Genomic DNA, 18,246 nt, shown 5'->3' on the forward strand with positions numbered 1-18,246 from the left:
TGCTCTTTGATATTGTCCTGCCGCTGTGTATGGGTCGCGACAGGTTGTGGGTTCCCGGGTTATTACATTCTCATCCAATTAAGTTATATCAGGCTGACGGCGCGGTTTTGCAAGCCAGATTGGAAAGCCGCACGAAATCGGCCAGGGAGAGCCGCTCCGCCCTGAGTGACGGGTCGATCCCGGCGGCAGTTATCTGGTCGGCGTGCATCAGTTTGCCGAGACTGTTACGCAGGGTTTTGCGGCGCTGGGCAAAGGCGCTGGTGACCAGTCGCGAGAAATACACCGTATCATCGATGGTGTGGGGTGGTTCGGTGTATGGGATCAGACGTACGATAGCCGAATCCACCTTGGGTGCAGGTTTAAACGCACCGGGCCCTATCTCGAATAACGCTTCGATTTGACACCACGCCTGCATCATCACCGACAGTCGGCCATAGGTTTTACTGCCCGGCCCGGCGGCCATCCGGTCGACGACCTCCTTTTGCAGCATGAAGTGCATGTCGCGGATGACATCGGCGTACTGCAGCAGGTGGAACAGGATCGGCGTCGAGATGTTGTAGGGCAGGTTGCCCACCAGGCGCAACGGACGACCATCCAGGGCGAGTTGGGAGAAATCGAACTTGAGTGCGTCACTGTTGTAGATGTTCAGCTCGCCCAGGTCAGCACAGCTGACGGCCAGGGGATGAATCAGGTCCCGGTCCAGTTCCACCGTGTCCAGCCGGCCGGTACATTTCAGCAGCTCCCGGGTGATCGCGCCCTGTCCGGGGCCTATCTCCACCAGATGTTCGTCACTCTTTGGATGGATGCAGGCGATAATCCGCTGGATCACCCCCGGATCGTGCAGAAAATTCTGACCGAATCTTTTCTTGGCCTTATGATTCGAGTGGGTACTCATGGTTATCATTCATCTTATCTGCTTATTATGAAGCTATAGGTAAATCCAGCGAATAAACGAACCCGGTTGCAAATCTGCCTGGAGCGGCTTCAAGTCCGGATCAGAAAATCAGGAAGTCTGTCGATGAGGCTTGGATCATAACACCTGATCTGGCCATTTTCTTCGTATCTGTTTTATTCATTGCGAGTTATCAATGACGTCGGCAGACAGATTCTTACTATATCACTCAAGAATTATTTGTTTGAATAAACAGGAAGGCCGTCCCTCTGTTCAGGAATCAATGATGGCAACCGAAATCAAGGTGGCTCCATTGATGTCGCGTATCAACGAGCTTGCGTCGGTGTTTGAAGCGCGCACTGCCCATGGTGTCGGGAAACTTATTGTTGAGTGATGCGGCCTCTGACCGCAGGAGCCCCAAACGTATAAAATATCGGAACCCGGTCCATGGACAGATTTACCAGAAACTACTCAATTACCCTCGGCCTGATTCTGATCGTTTTTCTCGGTTGGGCGCTGTATGAGGATCCGCTGGTTGCGGACTTGAACGCACTCCTCGAACAGGATAGTGACGTGGCCGCCTATCCATACCGGTTTCAGGTACTGGCGCTGCATGATGGTGTGGCGATGATGAGCAGTCCGCGCTCCAGTGATTTTCCGGTCTACCGGGCACTGGGGATATTGTTTCCTCCATTGGCAAATCGGGCGCAGGATAATCCGGATCTTATGCAGGCTCAGCAGGATTTGGCCCGGGTGCAGAAACGGGCTATGGCCATTGTCCTGGAGTCAGGTAAGGCGAAGCGCGTGCGCTGGGAGTTGGACCGGGACTGGCTGAGTCGACACGGGGTTCAGGTCGGGCTCTAGTTCCTGCAAAGAGCTCCTTCCCCGGTGGTTATTATCAATGCCATCTGTGCGAATGCCCGCCGCGCAAAGCGGTGGACGTTGACTGGAGCAATTCGCTAAGGCTGTTAAATCATGATGGCAGTAAAACTGCGAACGGCTTAATCAATGGTTAGCGGCTACGAAACAGGTAGAGTGCAAACAGATCCTGTTCACCCAGCCAGAACTGTTGCAGATCGAGCCCGACGTTCGCGGTCAGGGCAATAAACTCTTCCGGTGTGTATTTGTATGAGTTCTCAGTATGCACGGTTTCGCCTTCGCCAAATTCGAAGCGGTAGCCGTTCAGGCGCAGCGTCTGCCGGCAGCGGCTGACCAGATGCATCTCCACACGCCCCTGATCGCCGTTGTAGAAGGCCCGGTGTTCAAAGTTCTGCGGGTTGCACTCGATCCCGGTCTCGTTGCGTATCCGGTGCAGCAGGTTGAGATTGAAGGCGGCGGTGACGCCGGCGGCATCGTTATAGGCCGCGTCCAGGATACGGGGATCTTTTTTCGTATCGACCCCAATCAGCAGCATGCCGTCCCGGCCGATCTTGTCGTGCACCATGGCGAGGAACTGACAGGCGGTTTCGGGGGTGAAATTACCGATACTTGAACCGGGAAAGAAGGCGAGCCGGGGGCCCGTGGGGACCGTTTCCGGTATTGGCAGCGAGTGAGTAAAGTCAACACAGGTGGCATGCACCGGCAGCCAGGGAAACTCGTCGACCAGCGCGCATGCAGCCTCCTTGAGGAATTCACAGGAGATATCCATCGGTACATAGGCGGTCGGTTTCAGGGCGTCCAGCAGCAGCCGGATCTTGGCGGCAGAGCCGGCACCGGGTTCGACTATGACGCGCCCGGTGCCGGTCAGTTCGGCGATCTCTTCGGCCAGTCGGCCGAGCATCGCCTGTTCGATATCCGGTGGGTAGTATTCCGGCTGTTCACAGATGGCGGCGAACAGGGCCGAGCCCCGTTCGTCATAAAAAAACTTCGGTGGGATCGATTTGGGCTTGCCCAAGAAGCCCTGAATCACCGCCTCCTGCAGGCTCAGAGCCTTAGGCTTGTGGTCGTGGAAAGTGATTCTTTTGGCCATCAGGCATCCTCTGCCAACCGCAGGCCGGAGAACATCCAGCGTTCATGGGGATAGAAAAAGTTACGGTAGCCAGGACGCATATGTCTGGCGGAGGTGGCGCAACTGCCGCCGCGCAATACCATCTGGCTGGACATGAATTTGCCGTTATATTCGCCCATGGAGCCGGCAAGTGGCCTGAAGCCGGGATAGGGGCTGTAAGGTGAGGCGGTCCAGGCCCAGAGATCACCATACCATTGACCCGCGTTATCGGCCGGAGCCGGATGCAGCAGGCCGCTGTCGACAAAATTGCCCGCAACTGGCAGCTCAGCCAGTATCAGCTCCAACTCCTCCTCCCGGGGCAGTCGTTTGCCGGCCCAGCGGGCGTAGGCATCGGCTTCGTAAAAACTGACATGACAGACCGGTTCATGGGGGTTAAGCCGGCGCTCCCCGGCTAGGGTGAATTGGGTCCATCTGTCATCCCCTGATTGCCAGTACAGCGGCTGCCGCCATCCCTCCTGCTGCAGCCTGGCCCAGCCGTCGGAGAGCCAGAGCGCGGGGTTGCAATAACCCCCGTCCTCTATGAACTCCAGGTACTCCGCGTTGGTCACCAGGCGATCGGCCAACCGGTGGTCATAGATCAGTACGGAGTGGCGGGGTGTTTCATTGTCGTAGGCAAAGCCGTTACCACCGTGGCCGATGGAGTGCAGTCCGCCCTCCTGTTCCAGCCAATGGACCGCTGGGGCTTCCCCTTGTGGTGGCTGAAGATCGTCCCGATAGGCGGGCTTGAGCGGATTCACCGAGAAGTTGTGCTTGATATCCATCAGCAGTAGTTCCTGGTGCTGTTGTTCGTGGTGCAATCCCAGAGTAATACGGAAGGTGAGGGCTTCCATGTCGGTGTCGCTGCTATTGCCGATCAGCTTCTCCACCTGCGTATCAACGTGATGGCGATATTCCAGTACCTGTTCCAGGGTGGGGCGTGACAGCAGGCCGCGCCGGGGGCGCGGGTGCATGGCACCAATGGTGTAGTAATAGCTGTTGAACAGGTAGTGAAAGTCAGGGTTGAACGGGACATGATCCGGCTTGAAATGGTTCAGGACAAAGGTTTCAAAAAACCAGCTGACATGGGCCAAATGCCACTTGGGTGGGCTGGTCTCGGTAATGGATTGGATCTGGTAATCGTCAATGGCCAGTGGCTGGCACAGCTGTTCGCTGAAACCCCTGGTACGACGGTACTCTTGCAGGAGCGTCTCCCTGCCCATATAGAATAACCTGCAGTCTTCGGTCTTTCAGGTAACCATAGACTAAATTGCCGGTGATGGAGGAATACCCTGGGGACGCAGTAGCGGGGGGCGAATTCTGTTCAGGCGGACTTGCGTTTATTGTGGCGGTTCACCAGGGATTCGATCTGGCCGGTTGGGATCGGCGGACTGTAGAGGTAACCCTGACCCATTTCGCACCCCAGTTCCCGGAGGAAGTTTTCCTGGAAAACGGTTTCCACGCCTTCGGCGATGATCGCCAGTTGGAGGCTTTTACCCAGGCTGATAATGGCCTTGACGATGGCAGCGTCATCGTTGTCCTCGGCCAGGTCACGGACAAAGGAGCGGTCAATTTTGAGTCGGTTGATGGGCAGTTTTTTCAGATAGCTGAGGGATGAGTAGCCGGTGCCGAAGTCATCGATCGCCAGTTGAATACCCATGTCGCGCAGCCCGCGCAGGGCATCGATCGAGGCGTGAGTTTCACTCATAATGAAACCTTCGGTCACTTCCAGTTCCAGCCATTCGGGTCGGCAGCCGGTTTCTTCAAGTATTCTGGCGATATTCACCACCAGATCATCCCGGCGGATCTGTTTGCCCGCCAGGTTGACTGAAATGGTGTCGATGGGCAGTCCGTTGCGTTGCCAGGTCACCATCTGGCGGCAGGCGTTTCGCAATACCCAGTTGCCGAGGGGAACAATCAGCCCGGAGGCCTCCGCAACCGGCAGAAAGCGAGCCGGCGGAAGAACGCCCAATTCCGGGTGGTTCCAGCGCACCAGCGCCTCCAGTCCCACATAGCGTCCATTCGTGAGAGACTTTTGCGGCTGGTAATAGACGGCCAGCTCGTCTTTTTCGATGGCGCGTCCGAGACTCCCCACCAGCGTGATCCGGTCATAGGCGGAGGCGGTCATCTCCTCGGCATAGAAGTTGTAACTGTTACGCCCTTCGTCCTTGGTGCGGTACATGGCGGCATCGGCATTTCTCAGCAGTGTTTCGCCTCTGTCCCCATCCTGCGGGTAGAGGCTGATGCCGATACTGCAACCGATAAAGATCGACTGGCCGTTGATCTCGAAACGCTCATTGATCTTGTCCAGGATCTTCTGGGCGAGACAGATGACATCGGTGGTGTCCCTGATCTCCTCCATCAGGAGGACAAACTCATCGCCGCCAAGCCGGGCTATGGTGTCGTCTTCCCGGGTGATCGAGAGCAGGCGCCGGGTGACATGCTGCAATACCCGGTCACCCGTCGCGTGGCCCAGGCTGTCGTTGATATGCTTGAAATTGTCCAGATCCAGAAACAGCACGGCCAGTTGGCCTTGATTGCGCCGGGCATGCTTGATGGCGTGCTCCATCCGGGCGTCCAGCAGCAGCCGGTTGGGAAGATTGGTCAGGGTGTCGTGATGGGCCAGGTGTTTCAGGCTTTTCTCCACCTGTTTGCGGATGCTGATCTGCTTCTCCAGATTCTCGTTGGTCCAGGTCAACTCCCGGGTGCGCTGGTCGACCTGATCCTCCAGTAGTGACTGGTGCCTTTCCAATGCACCCTGAGCCGCCCGGCGCTGGGATACTTCACTGCTCAGATGATCAATCAATGACTGGTTGTGGCTCTCCAGATCGATGGATCGGCGGATCTGCCAGTTCATGTTGCGTCCGGTGGCGGCGAGCAGTGCGGTGTAGATCAGGGTGGCAACGCTCAGCAGCAGACTCCAGTGGGTACTCTGGATCAGTAGCACTGCCACCAGAATCAATGATTGCGGCAATACATAGGCAAAGAAAGCGGGCAGCCTCGCGGCGAGCACCGGGACGGCGACCGAAATGGCGCCGAAGATGACCAGGAAGATCACGAAGTGGACGAACGGGTCATCGGAGGTGAGCATCAGCGGGGCCAGGCTTCCCCAGGCGATCCCCACCAGCAGTGTTTGGAACACATATCGGCGCCCCCAAATTGCTGGGGGGTGGCGTTTTGGTGTCTGTGCGTGACGTACCAGCAGATAGGTGCGCAGGCCGACGAAAAAGAGAATGGCGCAGTTCCAGGTGATCAGCAGTTGCTGGTCCAGTTTGTCCCAGAGACTGATGGAAAGCAGGATGGAGATGGTGGCCACGGTCAGATTGGCTGGCATGGCATTGGCGTACAGCAGCTGGATCTGCTGGTTCAGTGCATGCTCTGTAAGGGGGGCGTTGTAACGCATATTCCATGCCTGTCAGCGGTACGTTGATTCAGAGGGTCCCTCTGCTGAATAACCCAAAACTACCGGGCCGTAGGGGTAAGCTTAGGCATTAATCTCTGCTTTTGTAACGGCTGAGTTGGCCCAACCTTGAGCGGATACCCCAATTATCTGGAAAAAAGCTAGTATAGAAGGTAAGCTACCGCGCCTTTGGCGCCCTATATTTTAACGAACCGAATGCCCGGCAAACTCTATATCAAGACTTTTGGCTGTCAGATGAACGAGTACGACTCCGACAAGATGTCGGACCTGCTCAGGGAGTCTCACGGCTATACCCTGACCGACCGCCCCGAAGAGGCTGATCTGCTGCTGCTCAACACCTGCTCGATACGTGAAAAGGCGCAGGAGAAGGTGTTCTCCCAACTGGGACGCTGGCGTCCCTGGAAGGAGCAGCGCCCCGACCTGGTGATCGGTGTCGGCGGCTGTGTCGCCAGTCAGGAAGGGGATGCGATCCGTGAGCGTGCCCCCTATGTAGACCTGGTGTTCGGCCCCCAGACTCTGCACCGCCTGCCGGAGATGCTGGATACCGCCCGGCGCGAGCGGGCGCCGGTGGTGGATATCTCGTTCCCGGAAATCGAAAAGTTCGACCGGCTGCCGGAACCCCGTTCCGACGGCCCCAGCGCCTTTGTCTCCATCATGGAGGGGTGTTCCAAGTACTGCACCTTCTGTGTGGTGCCCTATACCCGGGGTGAGGAGATCAGCCGGCCGTTTGACGATGTGCTGGCCGAGGTCGCCGCACTGGCCGCCCAAGGGGTGCGCGAAGTCAATCTGCTGGGGCAGAATGTCAACGCCTACCGGGGTGTGATGGATGACGGTTCGATCGCCGACCTGGCACTGCTGATCCAGTATGTGGCAGCCATCAACGGTATCGACCGCATCCGTTTCACCACCTCCCATCCGCTGGAGTTTTCCGACAGCCTGATCGCCGTCTATGGCGAGGTCCCGGAGCTGGTGAGTCATCTGCATCTGCCGGTGCAGAGTGGTTCCGACCGGGTGCTGGCAATGATGAAGCGCGGCCACACCGCCTTCGACTACAAGGCCAAGATCCGCCGGCTGCGGGAACTGCGGCCCGACCTCAGTCTTTCGTCCGATTTCATTATCGGTTTCCCCGGTGAGACCGAGCAGGATTTTGAGCACACCATGAACCTGATCGAGCAGATCGGCTTTGACCACTCTTTCAGCTTCATCTACAGCGCCCGGCCCGGCACGCCGGCCGCCGAACTGCCGGATGATGTGCCGCTGGCGGTCAAACAGGCGCGGCTGGAGCGGTTGCAGCAGCGGATCACGGAGATGGCCCAGCAGATCAGCCGTCGCATGGTGGGCAGCGTACAGCGGGTGCTGGTGGAACGGCATGCCAAGAAGGACCGGCAGCAGTTGGCTGGCCGCACCGAGAACAATCGGGTGGTCAATTTCGACGGTCCCGAGGGGCTGATCGGCCAGTTTGTGGATATCCGCATCACCGAGGCCCTGCCCAACTCCCTGCGGGGAGAACTCATTGACGAGGGGTTGGCCCGATCCGCATGACCAAGGCTGCCTCCAGGACTGAATCCGTGTCCGCCCACCCCAAAGCCCTCGAACTGTCGTTGACTCCGGAAGATAATCAGCTGCTGGCCAACCTCTGTGGTCAGCTGGATGAGCATCTGCGCCAGATCGAGCGCCGGCTTGGTATCGAGATCAACTATCGTGGCAATCATTTCAAGCTGCTGGGCGAACCGGAGGCGATCGCCGCCGCCGGTGAAGTGCTGCAGGCGCTCTATCAGCAGGCTCGGCAGGAAGTACTGACCCCCGAGTCCATACATCTCTATCTGCAGGAGTCGGGGATCGATGCCCTGCTCAGTGAGCTGGCCAAGAGCACGGTCCCCGAGGTGGTGATCAAGACCCGCCGTGGCCTGATCCGGCCGCGTGGTGTCAATCAGCAGGAGTACCTGCATAAGGCGGTCACCCACGACCTTAATTTCGGCATCGGCCCGGCCGGCACCGGCAAGACCTATCTGGCCGTGGCCTGCGCGGTGGATGCCCTGGAGCGGGACCAGGTGCGGCGGATTCTGCTGGTGCGACCGGCGGTGGAGGCGGGCGAGCGGCTCGGTTTCCTGCCGGGGGATCTGGCGCAGAAGATCGATCCCTATTTGCGCCCCCTGTATGACGCGCTGTATGAGATGCTCGGTTTCGAGCGGGTGGCCAAGCTGATTGAACGCAATGTGATCGAAGTGGCCCCGCTGGCCTACATGCGCGGGCGCACCCTGAACGATGCCTTCATCATCCTCGACGAGGCACAGAACACCACCCCCGAGCAGATGAAGATGTTCCTTACCCGTATCGGTTTCGGTTCGACCGCCATGATTACCGGCGACGTGACCCAGGTGGACCTGCCCCGGGGCCATGTGTCGGGACTGCGTCAGGCGATCGAGGTGCTGAAGGATGTGGAAGGGATCAGCTTCACCTTCTTCAATGCCCGCGATGTGGTGCGCCATCCCCTGGTACAGAAGGTGGTGGGCGCCTACGACAATTTCGACAAAAACCAGGATAAGCTGTGAACCTGCAACTGGAGGTCCAGCGTGTCGTGGAAGATGACGGTATCCCGGGAGCTATGCAGTTTCAGTCCTGGGCCGAGGCGGCGCTGAACGGGCGGCTGGACCAGGCGGAGCTGGTGGTGCGGATTGTCGACCGGGAGGAGAGCCGCCAGTTGAACCGGGAGTATCGCGGCAAGGACAAGCCGACCAACGTGCTCTCCTTCCCGTTCGAGGCGCCTGCGGTGGTGGAGAGCGATCTGCTGGGCGATCTGGTTATCTGCGCCCCGGTGGTAACTGAAGAGGCGCTCGCCCAGGACAAGCTGCCGCAAGCACACTGGGCGCACCTGCTGGTGCACGGGGTGTTGCATCTGCTCGGATTTGATCATATTAATGAACAGGAGGCCGAAGTGATGGAGGGCCTCGAAGTGGAGATCCTGGAATCCCTGGGATTCCCCGATCCATACCAATCTGAAAGGGAACTATGAGTAGCGACGGCACTACCAACGGTTCGATGCCCAGGTCCTGGCTGAAAAAGATGTTACAGGCCTTCGGCAGCGAACCGGAAAACAGAGAACAACTGATTCAACTGCTCAGGGACGCCAAACGCCGCGCCCTTCTGGATACCGAGGCGCTCTCCATGATGGAGGGGGTGCTGCAGGTTTCCGAGCTGCGGGTGCGGGATATCATGATCCCCCGCGCCCACATGGTGGTGATCGAGCGGGATGCCCCGCTGGAAGCCATCCTGCCTATCGTCATCGACTCTGCACACTCCCGTTTCCCGGTCATCGGCGACGACAAGGGCGAGGTGGAGGGGATTCTACTGGCCAAGGATCTGCTGACTTACTTCGGTGAGCAGAAACGCCGTTTCGATATCCGCGATGTGCTGCGGGCGGCGGTCTTCGTGCCGGCCAGCAAGCGGCTTAACGTGCTGCTCAACGAGTTCCGCGCCAGCCGCAGCCACATGGCCATCGTGGTGGACGAGTACGGGGCCGCCGACGGCCTGGTCACTATCGAGGATGTACTGGAACAGATTGTCGGCGAGATCGAGGATGAGCACGATTTCGATGAAGGGACCACTATTCTGAAGCGCAGTGAAACCGAGTTCACCGCCAAGGCGGGCACCTCCATCGACGAGTTCAACGACTACTTCGAAAGCGATTTTCCGGACGAGGAGTTCGACACCATCGCCGGCCTGGTCACCCAGTCCCTGGGGCATCTGCCCAAGCGCGGCGAGGTGGCGGAGATCGACCGCTTCCGCTTTGAGGTGCTGCGGGCCGACAGCCGGCGCATCCATCTGCTGAATATCCGGCTGTTGCCGCGCCAACTGGATAGTGCCCTTTAGTCTGGTTCAGTGGTTTAAGCCCAAGTCACCGTGGCGGTTAACGGCCGCCTTTGCGGCGGGCGCCCTGTCGGTGCTCGCCTTCGCCCCCTTTTCCCTCTATCCGCTGGCCCTGGCCGGACCGTTGCTGTTGCTGTGGCTATGGCGTGACGCCACCCCCCGGTTCGGCTTTCAGAGCGGTTGGGCCTACGGGCTCGGGCTGCTCGGTTTCGGGGTGTTCTGGCTGCATATCAGTATCGATCAGTTCGGCAATATGGGGACCGCCGCCGCCATGGCCATCACCCTGCTGTTTGTGCTGGCCATTGCGCTCTATTACGGACTGGTGGGTTGGTTGACTGCACGGTTGTGGCAGGCCGGGATGGGTGGCTGGTGGCTGTTCGGGTTGGTTCCCTCACTCTGGGTGCTGGGGGAGTGGCTGCGCGGCTGGATTCTCACCGGCTTCCCCTGGCTGCTGCTCGGTTACTCCCAGATCGATTCACCCCTGGCTGGTTATGCCGCGCTGTTCGGCGTCTACGGTGTCAGCTGGCTGCTGCTGTTGAGTGCGGTGCTGCTGTTCCGCCTGCTGAGTCCGGCGGTCACCGGCTGTCTCTGGCTGGCCGGCGGCCTGGCGCTGCTGTGGGGTGGAGGCCTGTTGCTGAGCCTGGTGACCTGGACCGAGCCGGCGGGGCCGCCGCTCAAGGTGAGCATGATTCAGGGCAATATCGCGCAGGAGGCGAAGTGGCGGCGGGACTCGCTGCGCCCGACCCTGGACCTCTATACCGGTCTGACTCGTGCAAACTGGCAGAGCAACCTGATCATCTGGCCGGAGACGGCGGTGCCGGCATTCGCCCATCAGGTGGAGGAGCTGTTGCTGCGGCCCCTCACAGAAGAGGCGCTGGCCAACCAGAGCGCCCTGTTGATCGGCATACCGATGTGGGACGTTGAGAGTGGCGCCTACTACAACAGCATGATCAGCCTGGGACAGGAGCGGGGCAGCTATGCCAAGCGTCACCTGGTGCCGTTTGGCGAGTTCATGCCGCTGAAGGCGTGGCTGCGCCCGCTGATCGACTGGCTGCAGATACCCATGTCCGATTTCACCGCCGGTGATTCGACTCGCCCACTGCTGCGAGTGGCCGGCTACTGGGCCGGTATCTCAATTTGCTATGAGGATGCCTTTGGTGAAGAGGTGATCGAGGCCCTGCCGCAGGCGGCGTTCCTGGTCAATGCCAGCAATGACGCCTGGTTTGGTGACTCGCTGGCACCTTCCCAGCATCTGGAGATTGCCCGCATGCGCGCCCTGGAGAGCGGGCGCTACCTGCTGCGCTCTACCAATACCGGTATCTCCGCGCTGATCGATCCGAAAGGCAAGGTGCGGGATTTTTCCCCGGCTTTTCAGCAGCATGTGCTGAGCGGCGAGATCATCCCCATGCAGGGGGCGACCCCCTATGTGCGGATCGGTAACTGGGGAGTGGTGCTGTTTTCATGCCTGGTGGTCGGTGGCGCCCTGTTTAGGTTTAGAAGACGCCGTCGGTTATAGAATGAGGCGGTCTCTTCCCTAATGCCGAGGGGCCGGAGTCAAACCGCTCAGCGTAACGAGGTTATTGGTTGTGCCACCGGTGGCTTGATTCTGATCCCGCCTGCTAATCCGCCCTGCTGTTCAATTGCTCCCGCCGCAACCGCTCTTCCTCCTCCAGGTAACGGATCACCTCGCGGGTCTGGTGCAGCACTTCCTGCCGGGTGTCGAGCTCGCGCTCCAGCGGGTCGACTGGCGCTGTGCTGGGTTGCTCTGAACAGGCGGTAACCGACAGGGCGGTCAGGGTGAATAGCCGGAGGGGCGGTTTGAGTCTTTGGATCATCGCAGCGCTCAGGCGTCCGGACTCCGTTCGGACAATATCACCTGACCATCGTCCAGCTCCGGCCAGTATTTTCCGTCCAGCACCTGCAGCAGCCGGTTGCCTGCAATCACCCGGCGCCAGCCGTGCAGGATCTCCAGTTCCCGCTCGCCACTGACCAGGGCCTCGATCTCCTTGCGTCCGGCCAGGGCGGCCGGGGTGATGTTGTTCTGCTCTGCCAGCAGCCGCAGGCAACCGTACAGCATATCGGTCAGGGCCTCCTGGTTGGGCGTGAGCCGGATGGCTCGGCGCTTGTCCCTGGGCCACTGCTCCCTGGGCAGCGCCTTGGCGTCGGCGATCAGTTTCAGCAGCAGTTCGCCGCGTCGCTTGATGGCGCCGGGTTCGAGGCCGCGGATCTTCTCCAGTTGATCCAGCGCCTTTGGCTGGCGCCGGGCCAGGTCCGCCAGCACTTCATCCTTGAGAATCCAGCGCTTCGGCCGGTTGGCCTGTTGCGCCTCCTGCTCGCGCCAGGCCGCCAGTGCCTGTAGCACTGCCAGTTGCACGCCTTTGAGTTGTTGCCGCCCCTTGATCCGCTTCCACGCCTCCTGTGGCGGGTTGCTGTAGGTGTCGGGATTGGCCAGCTGGTCAAAATCATCCTGCAGCCAGCCCTCGCGGCCCTGTTCCCTCAGCATCCGGGTCAGCTTGAGGTAGATCTCGCCCAGGTAGATCACATCATCCAGGGCGTAGCGCAGCTGTGCTTCATCCAGTGGCCGGCGCGACCAGTCGGTGCGCGAGTGACCCTTCTCCAGGGTGTGGCTGAGCAGCAGCTCCACCAGGTTGCCGTAGCCGACCTGATCCCCCAGGCCGAGTAGCGAGGCGGCCAACTGGGTATCGAACAGCGGGGTGGGGAGTCTGCCCCACAGGTTGTGAAAAATTTCCAGGTCCTGGCGGCCGGCGTGAAACACCTTGACGATGCGCTCGTCATAGAGCAGATCCAGCAGTGGCTGCAGCTCCTTGATCTGAATCGGATCGACACTGGCGGCGATGTCGCCGTTGCTGATCTGCAGCAGGCAGAACTGCGGGTAGTAGGTCTTCTCACGGACGAACTCGGTATCCAGGGCGAGCCAGGGGCTTTGCGCCAGCTGCTCGCACAGCTCGCTCAGTTGTTGTTCGTTTTGTATATGGCGTTCCAGCATAAGGACCATTCATGGATGCGAAGTGTGGGAGGGCAAGCATAACAAATCCTCGTCATCTGTTTGTCTGTTTTCGGCCAAAAGGTATGATGGGACTGATTTTGTCCTGAGCCGGGCGGGCGCAGGACCTGGCCGCAACAATCGGAAGGCAGGGCGTTAGTGAAAAGGTTAATCAATCTGTTTGTGGATATCTGTCTGCTGCGAGCGGCGCCTCAGGATCTGCCGGTCGCCTCGTTTCTGGTGACCTTTACCCTGTTGCTGAACCTGTTGACCGGTACCATCGTGATTGTCGGCCACTTCAATAGCGTCGTGCCGGCGCTGCTGGCCCAATTGATGGATCTGGCGCTGCTGGCGCTGCTGGTGCGGTTGGCGTTGAACTATCAGCGGCACGCCGGACGATTCACCCAGGCGATCAGCGCGCTGTTCGGTTGTGGGGTACTGATCAATCTGGTGGCCATGCCGCTACAGCTGATGATCGGCGATGACCCCCGGGTGTCGCCGCTGGGTGGGCTGGGGGTGCTGTTCTACGTGATGCTGGTGATCTGGGGCATGGTCGTGGTGGCGCACATACTGCGCCACACCTTTGAGATCCGCTTCGGCAACGGCATGCTGCTTTCCATCGGGTATTTCATGCTGATCAACTGGTTGGTGGAACTGATTTTTCCAAGGAGTAGTTGAGATGCATATCCATATACTCGGCATCTGCGGCACCTTTATGGGTGGCGTTGCCCTGTTGGCCCGGGCGCTCGGTCATGAGGTGAGTGGGTCCGATGCCAACGTCTATCCGCCCATGAGTACCCAGCTGGAGGCGGCGGGCATTCAGTTGCGCGAGGGCTACGACCCCGCTCACCTGATGCCGGCCCCGGATTGCGTGGTGGTGGGCAACGCCCTGTCCCGCGGCAACCCGGCGGTAGAGTATATGCTGGACGCGGGCCTGACCTATACCTCCGGTCCCCAGTGGCTGGCCGAACAGGTGCTGCAGGAGAAGTGGGTGCTGGCGGTGGCCGGGACCCACGGCAAGACCAGTACCGCCAGTCTGCTGGCCTGGATTCTGGAGTACGCCGGCATGGATCCGGGCTTTCTGATCGGTGGCGTGCCGCTCAACTTCGGCCTCTCGGCGCGCATCGGCGGAACGCCGTTTTTCGTGGTGGAGGCGGATGAGTACGATACCGCCTTTTTCGACAAGCGTTCCAAGTTTGTCCACTATCACCCCCGTACCCTGGTAATGAACAACCTGGAGTTTGATCACGCCGACATCTTCGATGATCTGGCCATGATCCAGCGCCAGTTTCATCACCTGGTACGCACCGTGCCGGGCAGCGGCCTGATCATCGCCCCCGAGGGGGAGCAAGCCATGGACGAGGTGCTGGAGATGGGTTGCTGGACTCCGCTGGAGCGGTTCTCCGCCGATACCCCGGCTTACTGGAGTGCCCGCCCGATCACGCCGGATGGTAGCCGTTTTACCCTGTTGTGCGAGGGTCAACCTGTAGGTGATGTGGCCTGGGAGTTGACCGGCCGGCACAGTATCAGCAATGCCCTGGCCGCCATTGCGGCAGCCCGGCATGTGGGGGTGACACCGGCCGTGTCGATCAAGGCGCTGGCGGAATTTCGCAATGTGAAACGGCGTATGGAGCTGCGCGGAGAAGTGGATGGCGTGCAGGTGTATGATGATTTTGCCCATCACCCGACGGCCATCGAAACCACGCTTGGCGGCCTGCGTGCCCAGGTTGGCGAGGCGCGTATCTTTGCCGTGCTGGAGCCGCGTTCCAACACCATGCGCATGGGCGTGCATGCCGGGCAACTGCCTGCGTCACTGGCAGCGGCTGACCGGGTGCTGGTCTATTCGCCGGAATCGCTGGATTGGAATGCGGCGGCGGTATTCGCGCCCTTGGGCGATCAGGCGCGGGTGTTCGGGGGTGTGGAAGAGATCATCCAGACCCTGGTCGCTGAAGTGGCCCCGGGTGACCGGGTGTTGATCATGAGCAACGGCGGCTTTGAGCAGATTCACCAGCGTCTGCTGGATGCCCTGTCCAGCAGGAACTAATCTTTAGCCATGACGCATCAATCCACCAAACCCATCGCCCTGGCTATCACCGGCGCCTCCGGCGCGCCCTATGCCTTGCGCCTGCTGGAGTCTCTGGTGCAGGCGGACCGGCAGGTCTATCTGATGGTTTCCAAGGCGGCGCAGGTGGTAATGCCCATGGAGACTGCGCTCAGTTTTCCTTCGCGACCTGCGGAGGCGGAGGCGATGCTGCGGGAATACCTGGGTGCGGCGGAGGGGCAGGTGCGGGTATTCGGGCGTGAGCAGTGGACCGCGCCGGTGGCCAGTGGCTCCAATCCGCCCGAGGCGATGGTGATCTGTCCCTGCAGCACCGGCACCCTTTCCGCTATCGCCAGTGGTGCCAGCAACAACCTGATCGAGCGCGCTGCTGATGTGGTGCTGAAGGAGCAACGCAAGTTGATCCTGATGGTGCGGGAGACGCCATTCTCACCCATCCACCTGGAGAATATGCTGAAACTCTCTCGCCTCGGCGTGGTGATCATGCCGGCCAGCCCGGGCTTCTATAACCGGCCGCAGACGGTCGCTGATCTGGTGGATTTCATGGTGGCACGGGTGTTGAGTCATCTCGGAATCGACAACCCGCTGAATCGCCCCTGGGGGGACTAGATTGTGTCGTTTTGTAGGTTGGGGTGAGGAACGAACCCCAACATCCTGATGCGTGTCCCAATAACTCCGTTGGGGTTCGCAGGCTCACCCCAACCTAGGGGCTGAATCGCCCCAGGGGGCAATAGCCGCTTCCCTATAATGACTCTGGAGCGGTCTGGCGGATCTTCAGCATTATCCCTTTGTCCTGAATTTTACCGCTGCCGAGAGGCAGAAGATCCTTCCGTAACAGATTTAGCGCCTGATCAAAATTGGGTGCCGTCTGGGCATAGGTGATGAAGCCGATCAGCTTGACCTGTCGCTGTTCGCTGATATTACCGACCCAGAGCGGTGTTTCACTTCCCCGCAGACGGTAATCGGTGGCCCAGAGCCTCAGTACCAGTCGCCGGTCATTCGGTAGCGGCTTCTCCAGCATCAGCACTTCATGGCGCCCATCATGCACTTGTGGCAGCACCGGCAATGCCTGTAGCGGTTGCGCGGGAGAGAGCAGGCGCAGCCAGTCAGTCCCGTTGAGGCGGTTAGCCGCCGTCCATCCAGTGGCGGTGAGTTGCCGGGCAAACCACTCCAGAGAACCGGCAAATTGCAGGTTCAGCGGATGCTCCTCGCGGTTTCTGAGATCGGCGCGAAATGTCGGCAGCGAGGTGTCGGCCCCCACCCACCAGTTGCCTGCGTCGATCTGCTGGATTGTTCGGGCCGGCTCATAGCGGGCCATATTGCGTTCATGGTGCAGCACGGTCTCTATGCCGAAGCCAGCGGTCGTCACCAGCAGTGAGACCAGTACCAGCCGGGGCCAGTGGGTCTCTTTGGCGGCATGGCGGTGATAGGCAAGCCCCAGCAGGGCCACCCAGGCGAGTCCCAGGGTGATGCTGCCGGCCACATCGGAGAGCCAGTGCACCCCAAGATAGAGCCGGGATGTGGCCACCGCCAGAATCAGCAGTCCGGCCAGGCTATACGGGAGCCAGCGCCAGCGATCCGGCAGCGGGCGGGCGATCAGGACCGAGAGAAAACCGTACAGCACCACCGAGTAGAGGGTATGGCCGCTGGGAAATGAAAAGGAGCCAGGACGCTGTGCGATAACATCCGGACGTGAAATCTGCATGCCCAGCTTCAGCAGATAGGCGGAGAGGCTGCTGAACAGTACGGCGGCCAGCCAGTAGCCGGCGGTGCGGCGATGCCCGCTTAAAAACAGGAACAGCAACACGCCAACGGACAGGGCGATCATGACGCCGGTATCTGCCAGCCGGGTGGAATAGACCATCAGCTCATCGGCCCAGGGGGAGCGCAGGCTCTGCAACGTCTGCAGCACCGTGAGGTCGATAGTGGTGTGTACGCCACCCTCGGGAAGCAGTCCGACCAGCAGCGCAAACAGGATGGAGGTGACCACCAGCAGGCTGGCAAGGATTGATAGTCCGCGAGTCTCCGGATGGTTGGGATCGGCCAGGGCGCCGGCGATCTCGCCCATCACCGGATGGGCCTGCCCCCACGCCAGCAGCCACTGTACCCAGCGGGTGGTGTGGGGGTGCAGCCGCCGGAACAGCCAGCGGATCAGGTTGTACACCAGCCAAGTGAAAAACAGCAGCAACAGGGCCAGGATCACCAGCCGCATCGCCACCTCGGAGGCCAGCTCCAGGGAAGCGCCGAAGACGATGCCCGGCAGCAGGTAGAGTGGTGCCCAGGCCAGGGCCGAGAGCACATTGGCCACCACAAAGCGCAGTGGTGTCATGCCCATCATGCCCGCAATCAGCGGGATGACGGCGCGGATCGGGCCAAAGAAGCGGCCCAGGGCGACGCTCTTGCCGCCATATTTCTGGAAGAAGTCGACGCCGCGCTGCAGTGACTCCGGGTGGCGGCTGAACGGCCAGATTGAGGTCAGCCGCTCCTGGTAATGGTGTCCCAGCCAGAAGCTCAGGCTATCGCCCGCCACCGCTCCGGCCACCGCCCAACCCATAGCCGGCCAGAAGGCGATAGCGCCACTGGCGATCAGTGCACCGATGCCGAACATGACCGCCACGCCGGGCACAATCAGCCCGACAATGGCCAGTGACTCAGCCATGGCGGTGAGAAAAATTACGCTGTAGGACCAGCCGGGATGGAGTGTCACCCACTCCAGAATCTGTTGAAAAAACTCGGTCATCAGCCAGTCAGTAATGTCCATGTGACAGCGGCTAGTCTAGCCTGTTTTGCAGTAATGATCTGCATCGTCTGCTTCCCCCCGCTTCACGTCATTCCGAATGAATTCGCACGTTGACAGCTGCGCCAATCCGCAACGCGGCGGAGCGAAACGAAGACTACCGGCATGTGGCTTCCGTTGTCCATGGTGTTGTGGGGTGAATGTCGTCATCTGAACCAGAATAGACAGCCGCCGTGAAGTGCGGTTGAATCAGCTATTGTGAATCGCCCGGAAGAGGCCCAC

The 18,246-nt window shown here is 60.1% G+C and carries 17 protein-coding genes; 10 read left to right on the forward strand and 7 right to left on the reverse strand.

Features of this window, described 5'->3' with window-relative positions; genetic code table 11:
- Positions 1 to 88: 88 nt before the first annotated feature.
- Positions 89 to 895: a 16S rRNA (adenine(1518)-N(6)/adenine(1519)-N(6))-dimethyltransferase RsmA gene (gene rsmA, locus ACHZBF_RS19295; RefSeq protein WP_321529330.1), complete on the reverse strand. Its 807-nt coding sequence runs from the start codon at positions 893 to 895 to the stop codon at positions 89 to 91.
- A gap of 241 nt (positions 896 to 1,136) precedes the next feature.
- On the opposite strand from rsmA, the gene ACHZBF_RS19300 reads away from it, so the two are divergent.
- Positions 1,137 to 1,286 (forward strand): hypothetical protein, encoded by a 150-nt coding sequence (locus ACHZBF_RS19300; protein WP_273439444.1) that lies wholly within the window; start codon positions 1,137 to 1,139, stop codon positions 1,284 to 1,286.
- A 53-nt stretch (positions 1,287 to 1,339) separates the two neighbouring features.
- Positions 1,340 to 1,756: a hypothetical protein gene (locus ACHZBF_RS19305; protein WP_321529331.1), complete on the forward strand. Its 417-nt coding sequence runs from the start codon at positions 1,340 to 1,342 to the stop codon at positions 1,754 to 1,756.
- 148 nt (positions 1,757 to 1,904) lie between these two features.
- Here the strand turns inward: ACHZBF_RS19305 and egtD are convergent, their stop codons facing one another.
- The 3 genes from egtD to ACHZBF_RS19320 all read right to left on the reverse strand — a co-directional run bounded on the left by egtD (position 1,905) and on the right by ACHZBF_RS19320 (position 6,279).
- On the reverse strand, positions 1,905 to 2,861 hold the full coding sequence (gene egtD, locus ACHZBF_RS19310) for an L-histidine N(alpha)-methyltransferase (RefSeq protein ID WP_321529332.1): 957 nt from the start codon (positions 2,859 to 2,861) through the stop codon (positions 1,905 to 1,907).
- On the reverse strand, positions 2,861 to 4,099 hold the full coding sequence (egtB, locus tag ACHZBF_RS19315; RefSeq protein ID WP_321529333.1) for an ergothioneine biosynthesis protein EgtB: 1,239 nt from the start codon (positions 4,097 to 4,099) through the stop codon (positions 2,861 to 2,863). Before egtB ends, egtD begins: the two co-directional genes overlap by 1 nt.
- Positions 4,100 to 4,200: 101 nt before the next feature.
- Positions 4,201 to 6,279: a putative bifunctional diguanylate cyclase/phosphodiesterase gene (locus ACHZBF_RS19320; protein WP_321529334.1), complete on the reverse strand. Its 2,079-nt coding sequence runs from the start codon at positions 6,277 to 6,279 to the stop codon at positions 4,201 to 4,203.
- Between the two features lie 213 nt (positions 6,280 to 6,492).
- Between ACHZBF_RS19320 and miaB the strand changes: the two genes are divergently transcribed.
- The 5 genes from miaB to lnt are packed head-to-tail and all read left to right on the forward strand — an operon-like array spanning position 6,493 to position 11,680.
- The gene (miaB, locus tag ACHZBF_RS19325) at positions 6,493 to 7,839 is read left to right on the forward strand and encodes a tRNA (N6-isopentenyl adenosine(37)-C2)-methylthiotransferase MiaB (RefSeq protein WP_321529335.1); all 1,347 of its coding nucleotides are present in this window, start codon (positions 6,493 to 6,495) and stop codon (positions 7,837 to 7,839) included.
- Positions 7,836 to 8,849, forward strand: coding sequence for a PhoH family protein (locus ACHZBF_RS19330; RefSeq protein WP_245621705.1), 1,014 nt, complete (start codon positions 7,836 to 7,838; stop codon positions 8,847 to 8,849). The genes miaB and ACHZBF_RS19330 overlap by 4 nt, the downstream gene beginning before the upstream one ends.
- Positions 8,846 to 9,310, forward strand: coding sequence for an rRNA maturation RNase YbeY (ybeY, locus tag ACHZBF_RS19335; protein WP_394707589.1), 465 nt, complete (start codon positions 8,846 to 8,848; stop codon positions 9,308 to 9,310). The genes ACHZBF_RS19330 and ybeY overlap by 4 nt, the downstream gene beginning before the upstream one ends.
- Entirely contained in the window at positions 9,307 to 10,167 is an 861-nt protein-coding gene (locus ACHZBF_RS19340; protein WP_273438073.1) for an HlyC/CorC family transporter, read from the forward strand. Before ybeY ends, ACHZBF_RS19340 begins: the two co-directional genes overlap by 4 nt.
- Positions 10,157 to 11,680: an apolipoprotein N-acyltransferase gene (gene lnt, locus ACHZBF_RS19345; protein ID WP_321529336.1), complete on the forward strand. Its 1,524-nt coding sequence runs from the start codon at positions 10,157 to 10,159 to the stop codon at positions 11,678 to 11,680. The genes ACHZBF_RS19340 and lnt overlap by 11 nt, the downstream gene beginning before the upstream one ends.
- Before the next feature lie 103 nt (positions 11,681 to 11,783).
- Here lnt and ACHZBF_RS19350 read toward each other — a convergent pair whose 3' ends face one another.
- The gene (locus ACHZBF_RS19350) at positions 11,784 to 11,999 is read right to left on the reverse strand and encodes a hypothetical protein (RefSeq protein WP_321529337.1); all 216 of its coding nucleotides are present in this window, start codon (positions 11,997 to 11,999) and stop codon (positions 11,784 to 11,786) included.
- Between the two features lie 8 nt (positions 12,000 to 12,007).
- Positions 12,008 to 13,171, reverse strand: a complete 1,164-nt coding sequence (gene rnd, locus ACHZBF_RS19355) for a ribonuclease D (protein WP_321529338.1) — start codon at positions 13,169 to 13,171, stop codon at positions 12,008 to 12,010.
- Positions 13,172 to 13,327: 156 nt separating this feature from the next.
- Here rnd and ACHZBF_RS19360 point away from each other — a divergent pair, with 156 nt between their 5' ends.
- Genes ACHZBF_RS19360 through ACHZBF_RS19370 form a run of 3 tightly spaced genes read left to right on the forward strand, consistent with a single transcriptional unit; the run spans position 13,328 to position 15,836 of the window.
- Positions 13,328 to 13,846 (forward strand): hypothetical protein, encoded by a 519-nt coding sequence (locus ACHZBF_RS19360; protein ID WP_288104287.1) that lies wholly within the window; start codon positions 13,328 to 13,330, stop codon positions 13,844 to 13,846.
- Position 13,847: 1 nt separating this feature from the next.
- On the forward strand, positions 13,848 to 15,212 hold the full coding sequence (mpl, locus tag ACHZBF_RS19365; RefSeq protein WP_321529339.1) for a UDP-N-acetylmuramate:L-alanyl-gamma-D-glutamyl-meso-diaminopimelate ligase: 1,365 nt from the start codon (positions 13,848 to 13,850) through the stop codon (positions 15,210 to 15,212).
- Positions 15,213 to 15,221: 9 nt separating this feature from the next.
- A complete protein-coding gene (locus ACHZBF_RS19370) occupies positions 15,222 to 15,836 on the forward strand; it encodes a flavin prenyltransferase UbiX (protein WP_321529340.1) in 615 nt (204 codons plus the stop codon).
- A gap of 133 nt (positions 15,837 to 15,969) precedes the next feature.
- Here the strand turns inward: ACHZBF_RS19370 and ACHZBF_RS19375 are convergent, their stop codons facing one another.
- Entirely contained in the window at positions 15,970 to 17,988 is a 2,019-nt protein-coding gene (locus tag ACHZBF_RS19375; RefSeq protein ID WP_321529341.1) for a bifunctional DedA family/phosphatase PAP2 family protein, read from the reverse strand.
- Positions 17,989 to 18,246 lie beyond the last annotated feature (258 nt).

Origin of the sequence: Sedimenticola selenatireducens, assembly GCF_963675335.2 — a bacterium.
GTDB lineage: Bacteria > Pseudomonadota > Gammaproteobacteria > Chromatiales > Chromatiaceae > Sedimenticola > Sedimenticola selenatireducens.